Source organism: Paenibacillus sp. MY03 (genome assembly GCF_002165585.1).
Classification (GTDB): domain Bacteria; phylum Bacillota; class Bacilli; order Paenibacillales; family Paenibacillaceae; genus Pristimantibacillus; species Pristimantibacillus agaridevorans.
On the sequence record NZ_MXQD01000004.1, the window covers coordinates 753,557 to 767,208 of the forward strand.

The window sequence follows — 13,652 nt, forward strand, 5'->3', positions numbered from 1 at the left end:
TCTTGCGCTAATCTTATCATGAGCAACGCTTCCGTTCTTCTTCCGCGTTAACCGTTTTTGTATTTCATTTGACTCTGGTTGGTGTATAATTGGGGTAGTCTCACTAGGGGGGAGAATCGTGATTACCAGACACCGCATCGCCGCTCCGATTACGATCGGAACAACGATCAATTATGACTATATGCATCAATACCATACGCATCCCCATTACGAAGTCTATTATTTTCACGGCGGCAAAGCGAATTACCTCATCAATGACAAAATTTACGTTCTTGAACCAGGAGATATGTTTCTCATGCACGGCATGACCTTGCATAAAGCCCATGTAGACCCGGCCTTCGCTTATCATCGGACGACAATCCATCTCGATCCCGGTTACTTTCAACAGCATATTCAGCCTGGCTTTACGGACGACCTGCTGGCGCCGTTTAGCAAGCTGCAAAATGTAAGGCTGCAGCTCCGCGGCGAAGCCAAGGCGGAAGCCGAGGAGTCGCTCGCCTTTATGAACGAGCTGTACGCCCGCGGAACCCCCCATTCCTATCAACGTTTCCAGGCGCGTTTGCTGGACTTTTTTATCTTTCTCGGCGAACTCTGCGATCAACCGCTCAAGGCGAAAAACAGCTATCCATCCTCGAAGGAGGAGCATGTGCAAGCCATTATTTCGTTTCTGGAGAACCAATATCACGAAGAAATTACATTGGAGGACATCGGTGACAGGCTGCATCTCAGCAAGTTTTATTTGGCCAAGACGTTTAAGCAGGTGACCGGCATGACCATCTTCCAATATTTGATGCACCGCAGGGTGTATCAGGCCAAGCTGCGACTTATCCAAAGTCAAAGCAGCATCACGGAGACCGGCTACGACGTCGGCTTTAAACATCCTTCCCATTTTAGCCGAGTATTTAAAGAGCATACCGGCATGACGCCGGAGCAATATCGCAAGAAGAATCAAATCCTGCAAGCAAAAACTTGAGCATAAGGTGCTATTGCACCTTGCTGTCTTGTGTGCCAGGGCGACGCTTATCAGGGTTCGCCCCGGACTCGTCGGCGGGCAGGTAACCATATGCTGACGTGACGCAGTTGATTTCAACAATTGGCAGCTGAACGTAGCCTCATTATAGCTGCTTTTTCAGCTATATCCAGGGAGTTACTCTCTCTCAGCGCACATTGTAGTGGGATTTTCAGCTACATTTACGAAATTAGACCCGACGCGGCTCATTATAGCTGACTATTCAGCTATATCCAGGGAGTTACTCTATCTCGGCGCACATTGTAGTGGGATTTTCAGCTACATTTGCGAAATTAGACCCGACACGGCTCATTATAGCTGATTATTCAGCCATATCCAGGGAGTTACTCTATCTCGGCGCACATTGTAGTGGGTTTTTCAGCTACATTTACGAAATTAGACCCGACGCGGCTCATTATAGCTGATTATTCAGCTATATCCAGGGAGTTACTCTATCTCGGCGCGCATTGTAGTGGGATTTTCAGCTACATTTACGAAATTAGATCCGACGCGGCTCATTATAGCTGACTATTCAGCTATATCCAGGGAGTTACTCTATCTCGGCGCACATTGTAGTGGGTTTTTCAGCTACATTCGCGGAGTTAGCCACGATGCTGCTAACCATCATTTCAAAAAAACCGATCCGCTCCCTTAGGGAGTAGATCGGTTTTTGGTATATCCTATAACATTTATCCGGCGATTAACCTTGCAGCAGCAATTGCTCCGGATCTTCCAGCATTTCTTTGATGGCTACCAGGAAGCGAACCGCTTCGCTGCCGTCTACGATACGGTGATCGTACGAAAGAGCGAGATACATCATCGGGCGGTTCTCCATACGGGTTTCGTCGATGGCTACCGGGCGAAGCTGGATCTTGTGCATCCCCAGAATACCTACTTGCGGCGCGTTCAAGATCGGCGTGGACAACAAGGAGCCGAATACGCCGCCGTTTGTAATGGTAAAGCTTCCGCCTTGCAGATCGCTGAGCGCTAGTGTGTTCGAGCGTGCTTTCTTCGCCAGTTCGACGATGTTACGCTCAATCTCTGCAAAGCCCAGACGGTCGGCGTCGCGTACGACTGGCACGACCAAACCTTCTTTTGCCGCTACCGCGATACCGATATCGAAATATTTCTTCATGATAATGTCTTCGCCGTCGATCTCCGCGTTCAGCAGCGGGAACTGCTTAAGCGCTCCGACAACCGCCTTCGTGAAGAAGGACATGAAGCCGAGGTTCACTTCGTTCTTATCGAAGAACGATTGTTTGCGGCGCTTGCGCAGGTCGAGGATCGCCGTCATGTCGACTTCGTTAAACGTCGTCAGCATAGCTGCCGTGCGTTGAGCCTCTACCAGTCGGTTGGCGATTGTGGCGCGGCGGCGCGACATGCGCTTGCGCTCAACCGGCTTGCCGCCTTGCGTCGCTGCCGAAGCTGCCGGCGCAGGCGCTGCAGCGGGTGCCTTTGGAGCCGCCTGTGCTGGAGCCGATGCCTGTACCCCATGCGCACGAACATCATCAGGGAAAATACGGCCGATGCCGTCTTTGCCTTGTACTTGCGTCAGGTCGATGCCTTGCTCGCGGGCAAGTTTGCGGGCTGCCGGCGACGCGTTAACCGATGCCGCCGAAGACGACAATACCGGAGCTGCAGCCGGAGTTGCAGGTGCAGCTACTGCCGGAGCTGGTGCGGGAGCCGACGGCTCCGCTGCCGGTGCAGGCGCGGATGGAGCAGCGCCTGTAGAATTGCCGATAGCTCCAATCGCTTCGCCTACTTGAACGACTTCGCCGTCCGCCTTCGCGATGCTCGATACGACGCCGTTGCTGTCTGCGCTAATCTCAATGTTAACTTTATCCGTCTCAAGCTCGAGGAGGACGTCGCCTTGGTTGACGGAGTCCCCTTCTTTAACGAACCACTTCGTAATCGTACCTTCTGTGATCGATTCTCCCAATTCTGGAACGATAATTTCTGCCATGTTTATGTTACCCCCTTACCAGACTCGATTGAAATGGCTGCCCATTCAATGCGGATGAAATGATCGATTGCTGCTCGGCCGCGTGAATTTCCTGATGTCCGGTTGCCGTGCTGGCACGATCCGGGCGTCCGATGTAACGTACGACCGCCTTGCCAGACGCAAGCTCACGCAGACGCGGTTCCATGTATGACCACGAGCCTTGGTTTTTCGGTTCTTCTTGTACCCAAACGATCTCTTCGAGTTTAGGGAACTGAGCTATGATGCGCTCCAGCTCGGCCTGAGGCAGCGGATACAGCTGCTCCACGCGAGCTACGCGCAGCCATCCGAACTCTCCTTCGTCCTTCGACGAAAGCGCTTCGTCCAGATCGACCATTACTTTGCCTGTTCCCAGCAGGAGGCGTTTAACCTTCTCCTTGGCCGCCTTCGATTCCGTGAAGCTGAATTGCGGCAGCACCGGCTTAAAGGAGCCTTCGCTGAATTCCACACCGTGCGATGCAACGCGCGGGTTACGGAGCAAGCTCTTCGGCGCCATCAGGATGAGCGGACGGACGCTGTCGCTTCCCAGCATAGCCGCTTGCTTGCGCAGCAAGTGGAAGTATTGCGCCGACGTCGTCAGATTCGCCACCGTCCAGTTGTTATCGGCGGACAGCTGCAGGAATCTCTCCAGACGCGCGCTGGAATGCTCCGGTCCCTGACCTTCGTAGCCATGGGGCAGAAGGACGGCAACGCCGGATTTCTGCGACCACTTCGCCCGGCCAGCGGACATAAATTGGTCGAAAATAACTTGAGCTACGTTCGCAAAGTCGCCGAACTGGGCTTCCCAGATGACAAACGATTCCGGCGCGAATACGTTGTAGCCGTATTCGAAGGCCAGTACCGCCGTCTCTGACAACGGGCTGTTATGCACGGCGAACGATGCCTTCGCCTGAGGGAACATATGCAGCGGCGTAAACTTCTCGGCCGTTGCGTTATCGTTAAGCATAATATGGCGATGCGCGAATGTGCCTCGTTCGGAATCTTGACCGCTCAGACGAATCGGCGTTCCATCCGCCAAAATCGTCGCGAAGGCCAGCGTCTCGGCATGCGCCCAGTCGAGCTTCTCGCCGTCGTTAAGGCTTGTCGCGCGGCGCTGCAGAATACGCTGAAGCTTGGAGTACTCCGTAAAGCCTTCCGGACGGTTGAGCAATTCCAGGTTGATTTCCTTCAGCGTCTCCATCGGCACTGCTGTCGGAACATCTTCCGGCACGATGACGCCGGACTCTTGCGTGACTTGTACATGCGCCTTGCCTTCGTTCGCCTTCATGGCATCATATCCGGCTTGAAGCGCGGCAAGCGTCTTCGCGCGAAGCTGATCCGCTTGCTCGACCGTAATCGTCTTCTCCGACTTAAGCTGCTCGGCATAAATGTTCGCAACTGTAGGATGACTCCGCACTTTGCTGTAGACGAGCGGCTGGGTTGCATCGGGATCGTCCATCTCGTTATGACCGTAACGGCGATAACCGATAAGATCGATTACGAAGCCTTTGTTGTAGATCAGGCGATATTCGCAAGCGAGGCGCACGGCAGCCAGACATGCTTCCGGATCGTCAGCGTTGACGTGGATGATCGGAATGTCGAAGCCCTTGGCCAGATCGCTGGCATAATGAGTGGAACGGGAATCCACGCTATTCGTCGTAAAGCCCAGTCGATTGTTCGCAATAATATGAATCGTGCCGCCGTTGCGGTAACCTTGCAAATTATTGAAATTGAGCGTCTCGGCCACGATGCCTTCGCCGATAAACGCCGCGTCGCCGTGTACGCAAACCGTAACCGCTTTGTGTTGATCCTGTACGGGGAAGCCTGGCTTGCTGCGATCTTCCTGTGCCGCGCGCGTATAACCTTCCACGATTGGATTTACGAACTCCAGATGGCTCGGGTTGTTCGCAAGCGTTACTCTTGCGCGTACCGTCTCGCCTTCCGTAAACGCCCGATCGGCGCCCAAATGGTATTTTACGTCGCCCGACCAGCCATAGTTGATGCCGATCGACCCTTCCGACGGAACCAATTCCTTGTTCGGAGAGTGATGGAACTCCGAAAAAATCTTTTCATACGGTTTGCCCAGCACATGCGTAAGCACGTTCAAGCGGCCGCGGTGAGCCATGCCGATAAGAATATCGTGAGCGCCGTCATGCGCAACCGCGCGTACGATCTCGTCCAGTACCGGAACCAGCATGTCGACGCCTTCGATAGAGAACCGTTTCTGCCCGACGAACGTCTTGTGGATAAAACTCTCGAACTGCTCCACCTGCAAAAGACGCTCCAGCAGCGTCTCCTTTTCTCGCTTGGAGAGAGGAGCCGGGAAGTCGCCGGATTCCGCTTGCTTGTTCAGCCAGATTCTCTCGTTCTCGTCATGAATATGAGTGAATTCGTATGCAGCCGAGCGGGTGTAGATTTCTCTTAATCTGACAATGGCATCCCAACCGTTCGATACCGATGCCGGCGCGTTATCCCAGATCAGCGATGCAGGGATGGAAGCAAGATCCTGCTGCGTAAGTCCGAAAGTCTCCGGCTCCAGCAGCTTCGTATCCGCTGCCCGGCTGATACCCAGCGGATTGATGTCCGCGCCCAAGTGGCCGTACCTGCGAATGTTCAGCATGAGCTGATGCGCGGCAACGACCTTCTTCAACATATTGCTGTCGACCGGGCCGGGAACAACGGCTGCGGAAGACGTCCGAGCCGACGCGCTTGCCGATGCCTGCGCTGCGACTGTGTCGCTCGGCGGCGCCCCCCAGAGTACGAACTGCTCTCGAACCGACGTCTCTACGGAATTCGGATCCTGAAGAAACTGCTCGTATTGCTCCTGGACATAACCAAGGTTTGGTCCGTAGTAGCTTTTCCAAGGTGATGAATTGTGGTCATCATGGATGCTCATTGCAGAAAATTCCACCCTCTCTAATCATAACCGTCCTATTATTTTCTATGGCGGGCGTTTCAATACGCCATACACCATAAATCAAAAGAAGAAGCCTATCAATCGCACACCAAATGCAATAGCGTAGCTTCTTCATATTTTAGTACATTACGGGCCTGTCATCCATAACCATATTGGCATCGGTTTCATCCATTTCGGGCATGGATAAAGATTCTTGGCATGCCGCGCGGGCATGGCGGCGTCTTTTTGTTTATGCAAACAACCATGCTATCAGTCATGTCCATCTAGGCGCCTCATTAAACGCGGCTAAGCTCGCGCCGTCAGCATTTCAACCAGCGTTCGCACCATAACTCCCGTCGCGCCCTTCGGCTCCCAGCCTCGCGCCCGTTCAAGCCATGCCGATCCCCCGATGTCGAGATGCACCCAAGGGAGTCCTTCTGCAAAGTGACCGATAAACAGTCCTCCGGCGCTGGCTGCCCCGTACTTCACCCCGCCGTTCTTTAGATCCGCGGCGTCGCTTCTCAGCGCTTGACGGAATTCCGGATAGGCCGGCATCTCCCAGATGCGTTCTCCGGACCGCTTGGAGGCCGCCTTCACTTCATTCATCAGCGATTCATTGTTCGTAACGGCTCCGGTAGCCTCGTAACCGAGCGCCACCATGATGGCCCCCGTCAGCGTTGCAACGTCGATAAGCCTGGTCGCGCCTCGGCGGATCGCCGTCGTCATGCCGTCTGCCAGCACGAGCCGTCCCTCGGCATCCGTATTGACGACTTCCACGGTATAGCCGCTCATCGTACGCAGCACATCACCGGGCTTAAACGCCCGATCGGACGGCATATTCTCCGCTGCCGGGATAACCGCGACTACATTAACTTCCGCCTTTAATTCCGCGATCGCCCGAACGGCGCCAAGCACTGCCGCAGCTCCGCCCATGTCGGATATCATCTCTTCCATGCCCGGAGCCCGTTTGAGGGATATGCCTCCCGTATCGAACGTTACGCCTTTGCCGATCAGCCCCCATATTTCCTTGGAATCCGGCGCCCCATTGTAATGAAGCACAATCATGCGCGGTGGATTGACGCTGCCTTGGCCGACGGCCAACAGCGCCCCCATCTCTTGCTCGGCCGCAGACCACTCGTCGATGACCTCGATATCCAGGTCGAAGTCTCCCGCAAGCTCCTCCGCATGGAACGCCAGCCGCTCAGGCGTCAGATCGTTGCCGGGCAGATTCGTCAAATCACGGGCATAGATGACGCCCCCGCCTACAATCCGTCCGTGCATAATGCCTTGCTCCCACTCTTCCTTCGTTCCCAGAGAAGCGGCTTCTCCCGGCACGAAATCGACTTGCGTCAAGCCGAAGCGCTCGCTTCCGTCTCGCTTCAAGGGCTGGCGATCGTGAAGCGCCAGCAGCAATCCCTCCGTTAGAGCCTGTGCCGCGGCGCCAGCCCCCCAATCCTTCACATCTTGCGAGAATGCTGCCTCGCCAATAGACAGCTCGACATGCGCCGCACGCGCCGCCCTTGCCGCTTTGGCCGCCGCCGCTGCCGCCAATCGCAGTCCGTCCGTGCCGGAGCCGGGACGATACCCGGCCACGATAACCGTGTCAGCCTCTATGAACCCTAATGCGGCCATAGATTCTACTTGCTCGGGCTTGCCTTGAAACAATCCTTTGGCGTACCTCGCTCTCAGCCGTTCGTCCAGCTTCTCGTGAAGGATCGTCGCCGTTCCTTGCAATTCTTCTTCCGTTACGAAGCGAATCAGCGCATCCGGCGCTGCTCCTTCATTTCTGACACCATATGTAAACGTTGTCGACATTCTAATCTCCTCGCTTTCCTTAAGAACAAAAAAATCGAAACAAGGCTCGTCCGAGCCCCGATCTCGATTTTAATGGTTTATCCAACCAATGGCAAATAAATGATAAATTCCGTTCCGCTGCCCATCTTGCTGTTCACGCGGATTGTGCCCCCGTGATTGCGAATTATCCGGTAGCTGACGGACAGTCCAAGCCCCGTTCCTTCTTCCTTAGTCGTGAAGAATGGATCGAACAGCTTGCTCATCGTCAGCTTGTCCATCCCTTTGCCATTGTCCTTGATCATAATCTCTACATATTGTCCATCGCTGTTAAGCACGATGTCGATTCTGCCCCTCCGCTCGCTTTGGGTTTCTTCCACGGCGTCCAGCGAGTTTTTCACGAGATTAAGAATCACCTGCTTCACTTGCTTAATATCGATGGAGACGATAGCATCCTCCAGATGCGATTCGATGCCAATCTCGCAATTTCGCATGAGCGACTCGCTCTCCGTCAGCATGACCACCTCTCGAATAAGATTCTCGATCGACTTGGCTTGCTTTACCGGCGCGGACGGCTTGGACGAATTTAGAAATTCGTAGATAATGTCGTTAGCCCTGTCGATCTCCGTCAGGATAATGCGGGCATACTCCTCTTTGCCAACCTCCAGCAAGTAAGGACGGAGCAATTGTATAAAGCCCCGTATACTCGTTAACGGGTTGCGGATCTCATGGGCAATCGCCGCCGCGATCTTGCCCAGCATGGCAAGCTTGTCGTTCTGCAGGGCGCTCTGTTCAATATGTTTGTACTCCGATACGTCCTTAACGCTGAATAAAAAATCCCCGTCCAGTTGGTCCCCGTATGTAACTGTCGCAAGCAGATGTTTGCCGTCTTTCTGCTGAAACTCATAGTACCGGTGGCGCTTGAGTATCATCTCCCGGTACAGGCGTAAAATGGTGCGTTTCGTATGTATGTTCAGCTTGGGATGAAGCAGAATTTCGCGGATATTGCAGCCGACCAGAGTCTTTCGGGGAATGTCGAGCAATTTCGCCATTTGGACATTAACGAACGATAGAATCCCATCCCCGTCGAATAAGGCAATGCCGCTATCCATATGTTGCAGGACGTTTTCGTACTTGTTTTTGACCTTCTCGAATGAACGGTTCGAACTCAGCAATCTTTCGCGCATAGCCACAATCTTTTGCTCGGCCGTCGGCTCCACGATATCGCCCTCCGAATTGATCTCCATTCGGAAGCGGCAGGCAACCATAAGCTCCATAAGGAACAGAAAGGAGCGATGATAGATTTGAACGGCGTCCTTGGAATCCACGTTAGCGGCAAGTGCTTGGATACAATCCTCGTGTACGGCGATAATCTCCTCTGGCTGGAAACCATACAATTGCTGTCCAAGCGCATTCGCGTGCTGCAGCGATGCATCTTTACCACCACGGATATACTCGGCAAGCGCGGGGAAATAACGCTTTCGAATGGCTTGCATCATATCTGCCTCCCCGACAAAGCTATAGACTAAGAAATGATCAAGTTCGATCTCACCTAATCATAGGATTACTTTACAAACGCTGTCAACGGGAAATACTGTCGAATAAACACCTCTACCTAGTCGAAAAGACTCGTTTTGAGGAGTCGGATAATCGTGTATTTTATTAGATTCGTCTAGGTCCTGCGGCTTATCGCCCATTATTTCCCGTCTCGTTCATTCCTGTCGTCGCCCCGCTTATCACGATCCCTCTCTTCTCTCCGTTCATGTTTTTCGTCCCGTTTATCTTCATCCCGCTTACCGCCCGAACTTCCCGAAAACATCCCGCCTCCTGCTCCATTATTCCAGCTTGCCTGATCCCCGCGCCCCTTCTGCTTCCAATCATCGTCGTCACGATCATCGTCTTCGTCCCGGTCATCCTGATTCCATCTATCGTCCTTGCCTGAACCGTTTCCGTTCTTCCTATTACTATCCTTAATAGCCTCAGCCTGTTCCTCCAGCCATTTCTCCCACTGATTGCTCCAATCCTTGCCGGATTTCTCCCATTCCTTCGCTGCTTTCTCCCATTCCTTCCGAAGCTTCTCTAACTGCTCCTTGTCCCAATGGCTGCCCCATTGCTTCTCCCAATCCTCCCACTTGCCCCAATCCCCGCGTCCTGGCTTGGCCGTAGCGGTCGGTTTGCCTCCAGGTTTGCCTGCAGGCTTAACGGTCGGTTTGGAAGTTGGTTTGGACGTCGGCTTGGGAGCTGGCTTCGTCGCAGGTTGATCAGCCGGCTTCGCGGTCGGTTTAACAGTTGGCTTAGCCGTCGCTGTCGGCGAAGGTTTGGAGGCCGCGTTCGCATTTTCGGCCCGCTCCTGCTGCAGCAGCTTCTCGAGCTGTTCTTTGGATGCAGCTTCTTCCGCCGCTCCCACGATCCCTTCAATACCGCCTATAGATGCGGTGGCATTATCGATGGACTGCTTTTTAAGCGAATCAATCTCGAGCGTGTACCCTTCGTTTTTGGCCATCAGATAAAGCGCCAGCTTGCCCGAAGATATTCCAATGGAATCCGCCTCGCTTCTCAGCTCAGCAGGCAAGAACAACGTCGTAATCGTCACGCTGCCGGCCGGTTTATCATGTTCGGTCAGCCAAGCCCGCAGCTCATTATCCAGACTTTGAGCAAGCAATCGCTCGAATTCCTCGTTCTGCTCCTTGGAGCCGTTCATTAGAATGCTGGCGATCAGGATGTCCTTATGAGGAGCATCCAAATAATGAGCAAGACTGGCCTTCTCGAGAATCAGGGTTGCTACGTTCTCCACCGGCTGCCCTTTATAATCGAGATCTGCAATAAGCCTGCTGCCTGCTTCGTTCATCGCCCTGAGCTCGCGCACCTTCTCCTTGTTGTCGATGCCGATCTCGATGCTCGGATTAATATCCATCGTCACGTAGGCTACTACGGGATTGCTTTCAATAGCTGCATAGAGGAAGCAAACCGTTATTAATAGAAGAAAAGCTGCTGCAGAGCTTGCATAAGTCAGAAACCTTCTCCGTCCCGCGAGCCTTCGTCTTGGCAGGGGAGCCGCTTCTTCCTCAAAGAGAAGCTCTTGACCGATTTGGGGTGAGCCGGCGAGCGGTGCCCTCAGGAATTGGCCATCCTGTGTCATCACGACGGCATGCTGCTCGTGAATGCTCATTACGATTCCACGTTTCATCGGCTCACCTCCTTACTCATCCATTCGTTCGAACTCGGAATACGCATATAATCGTTCATGTACGGGTATCCACCCGATCGGATAATAGCAATTGCAATAATATATTTGCGGTTACGTTCGATGGTCTTGCGCGATACGCGGCAGGCTTCCATCAATTCCTTAATAGGCAGCCGCTGAGTGGCCTTCAGCATTCCCATCCAATCGGCGTTTCCTGCCAGAAGGCATGCAATATCAATCAGCATCGCTCGTGAATCGGAATGCTTTGGAGACTGATCGACAAGCTCCATAAACGTAATGCCGTATGGCTCAAGCTCGCTGCTTAGCTCGAGGATCTCGGCACGACGCTCCAGGTCGGTTCTGCTTGTCTCGTGAGCCTCCAGTGCCTGCTTCGTCTCGAGGACGTTGTAAGGCGATTGATCCTCTCCCTCCGAATCGAACGCACTGTAGGGCACGGATTGAAGATGTCTTTGTTCTTTTCGCGCATAATCAATAAGCCGACGCTGCATGACGGTTTTGGCAAATCCTAGGAACGATCTCCCCGCTTCGCTGTCGAAGCCGTCGATGGCCTCATTAAACGCCAGCAGGGCGATACTGAATTCATCATCCCGTTCCGGATTAATATACCGCTTGCTGAATCTGCTCGTTACTTTAGCTATGTATGGTGAATACTCGGCGATGAATTGCTCACGCAACTTATCATCGCCTTGTCGAATGTGCAATACATATTGCTCTGGCTCCAGCTTAGGCTGTAATGTCGCAGACGAAGCAAGAGCCGTTTTACGCATGAATCGCTTAAACAGGATCAGCAACAACCGCTCCACCTCACTACTTATCATTTCGTCTTGGTTTCGACGATTGGGGGGGTACTTATTAAAAAATACTCATTTTTTCTCCATTTCAAACAAAAGACCTCCCAATGGAGGTCTTTAAAACGGGATACGATGGAAACCTTAGACCGATGACTTCCGCTGCAGCAGCTTATTTCGCCTGCTTCCCAGCACCTGAAGCCGCTTCTTGAGCATGTATTGCCATTCCTTATCTTCCAAATGTTTGGCGAAGCTGAGCAAATCAAGCGCCATGTCAATCTGGCTGCGTACGACGTCCATGGGCTCCTCGTTCTCGTGGTTCACGCAATTCTCCAGCAGCGAAGCTTGATCTTGATCGACGTAATCCTCAAAATCCACTTCGGCCGCTCCATCTCCGTACGCGTATTCTGCCAGAATGTCGTATTCGCTTTGCGCCTTGTAATGAACGTCGATCCCATGGCAGACTGGGCAAAATGTAATCGGAACGTTGTGGATATGCGTCGTCAAATGTTTTAACGTGCCTTTCGTACCAATCATACTTGCTCCACAGCAGAAACTCATCCGCGGCAGCCTCCTCACGCTTATCAAGGTGATTACTCGTTGCTCGCCAATAATACCTCATACATGATAGCTAATTTTATATTATTCGCCACGTTATCGACAAATTCCTGCCCATTCCCTCTGTCCTCACATTAGTATTTATTCATTCTTGATAGTGAATTTATCGCCACATTGCAAAGCAACGACCTTGAACATCCGTTCGAAACACCTGAATATTGCCAATATCGGCTACTGTAACATAACAGTGTTTGCCTTCCGGGCCGCCGAAAGCAAGGTTCGTACAATCCTTTCCTTCGAGCAGAATCTCGGCCAGCACTTCCCCTTCAGGTGAAATCTTCGCCACAACGCCTTTGCCAATACGGGTAACATACAGATTTCCTTCGATATCGCAGCGCATGCCATCCAAAGAGTAGTCCGGAAATTCGATCAGCAGACGTTTGTCGCTTATTTCTTTGTTCTTATTTAAATCGTAAGCCCAAATCCGGCGCTGAACAGATTCATTAACGTACAACACCTTCTCATCCGGGCTCACCTCAATTCCGTTGGTCGTACCCATATCGTCCTCGAGCAATTCCGTAGTTCCGTCAAGGTTCACACGCCATAGCTTTCCTCTGTTGTTATCCCAATCCGGATCGCTTGCAAATAGGACATCATCTCTGGTTATACAAATATCATTCGGCTGATGCATCCTCGGCTCATGAGCATGGATTCTGATCTCCCGCGTATTCATGTCAACCTTGATGATATTATGGTTTACATAATCGGCAATCAACATCTCGCCAGCCTGGTTGAACCGGATTCCATTCCCTACACTGCCATTCGGAAGCTCAACGAAAATACTCGCTTCCCCTAGCGGTGTCACCTTTCCGATCGTACCCTGTTTCTCATAATTAACTGCATAAATATTACCCTCGCGGTCACAGGCCGGCCCTTCTATACCATTAGTAAAGGTCTGTGGATTCGTAAATCTTTGCGCAACATAAGGATCCAATCTATCCACCTCTGCTTTCATCTATTAAAGTTCTGGGCGACGATAGCCAGACTCCAATCATCAAAACACTTCCAGTGTACCTTGAACACTCCCGCCACCTTGAAGAGGTGGGGGATTCTTGGGTTATTGCTCCTTATGGAGCAAAATCGCATCGATATTTTCTTGCGAAAAATCGTACACCAAGCGATCCCTGCGGTTCCCGCAGTTCCTGTTTCTTTCGTTACAACGCCATTGCCTTTATATTCTGCGCCGCATTCCTGTCTCGGTCATGTAGCGTGAAACAGACCGGGCAAGTCCACATGCGAATGCTCAAGTTTTTCACCTCTGCATGCTTGTTTCCGCATACATGGCAAGTTTGGCTCGATGGGGCAAATGTGGACGCTTCCTTGATTGTTCGGCCATACCACTTCGCTTTGTAATGCAGTTGACGACT

General features: G+C 52.5%; 10 protein-coding genes. 1 reads left to right on the forward strand and 9 read right to left on the reverse strand.

The window, feature by feature from the left end:
• The first annotated feature begins 118 nt into the window (after positions 1-118).
• Positions 119-973 carry a helix-turn-helix transcriptional regulator gene (locus B1748_RS05685; protein ID WP_256975536.1) on the forward strand — a complete coding sequence of 285 codons (855 nt, stop codon included), beginning with the start codon at positions 119-121 and terminating at the stop codon, positions 971-973.
• A 736-nt stretch (positions 974-1,709) separates the two neighbouring features.
• Here the strand turns inward: B1748_RS05685 and odhB are convergent.
• The 9 genes from odhB to B1748_RS05730 form a co-directional block, all read right to left on the reverse strand.
• Entirely contained in the window at positions 1,710-2,972 is a 1,263-nt protein-coding gene (gene odhB / locus B1748_RS05690; RefSeq protein ID WP_087566873.1) for a 2-oxoglutarate dehydrogenase complex dihydrolipoyllysine-residue succinyltransferase, read from the reverse strand.
• 7 nt (positions 2,973-2,979) lie between these two features.
• Entirely contained in the window at positions 2,980-5,883 is a 2,904-nt protein-coding gene (locus B1748_RS05695) for a 2-oxoglutarate dehydrogenase E1 component (protein ID WP_087566874.1), read from the reverse strand.
• 306 nt (positions 5,884-6,189) lie between these two features.
• Complete coding sequence (locus tag B1748_RS05700; RefSeq protein ID WP_087566875.1) at positions 6,190-7,698, reverse strand: leucyl aminopeptidase; 1,509 nt, start codon at positions 7,696-7,698, stop codon at positions 6,190-6,192.
• Positions 7,699-7,775: 77 nt separating this feature from the next.
• A complete protein-coding gene (locus B1748_RS05705; RefSeq protein ID WP_087566876.1) occupies positions 7,776-9,170 on the reverse strand; it encodes an ATP-binding protein in 1,395 nt (464 codons plus the stop codon).
• A 200-nt stretch (positions 9,171-9,370) separates the two neighbouring features.
• Complete coding sequence (locus B1748_RS37800) at positions 9,371-10,861, reverse strand: anti-sigma-I factor RsgI family protein (RefSeq protein ID WP_087566877.1); 1,491 nt, start codon at positions 10,859-10,861, stop codon at positions 9,371-9,373.
• The gene (gene sigI, locus B1748_RS05715; protein ID WP_306299313.1) at positions 10,858-11,670 is read right to left on the reverse strand and encodes an RNA polymerase sigma factor SigI; all 813 of its coding nucleotides are present in this window, start codon (positions 11,668-11,670) and stop codon (positions 10,858-10,860) included. The genes B1748_RS37800 and sigI overlap by 4 nt, the downstream gene beginning before the upstream one ends.
• Positions 11,671-11,811: 141 nt before the next feature.
• A complete protein-coding gene (locus tag B1748_RS05720) occupies positions 11,812-12,228 on the reverse strand; it encodes a hypothetical protein (RefSeq protein ID WP_087566879.1) in 417 nt (138 codons plus the stop codon).
• A gap of 160 nt (positions 12,229-12,388) precedes the next feature.
• Positions 12,389-13,228, reverse strand: a complete 840-nt coding sequence (locus B1748_RS05725; protein WP_087566932.1) for an SMP-30/gluconolactonase/LRE family protein — start codon at positions 13,226-13,228, stop codon at positions 12,389-12,391.
• Positions 13,229-13,439: 211 nt separating this feature from the next.
• A partial coding sequence (locus tag B1748_RS05730; RefSeq protein WP_143810251.1) for a zinc ribbon domain-containing protein occupies positions 13,440-13,652 on the reverse strand: 213 nt, incomplete at its 5' end.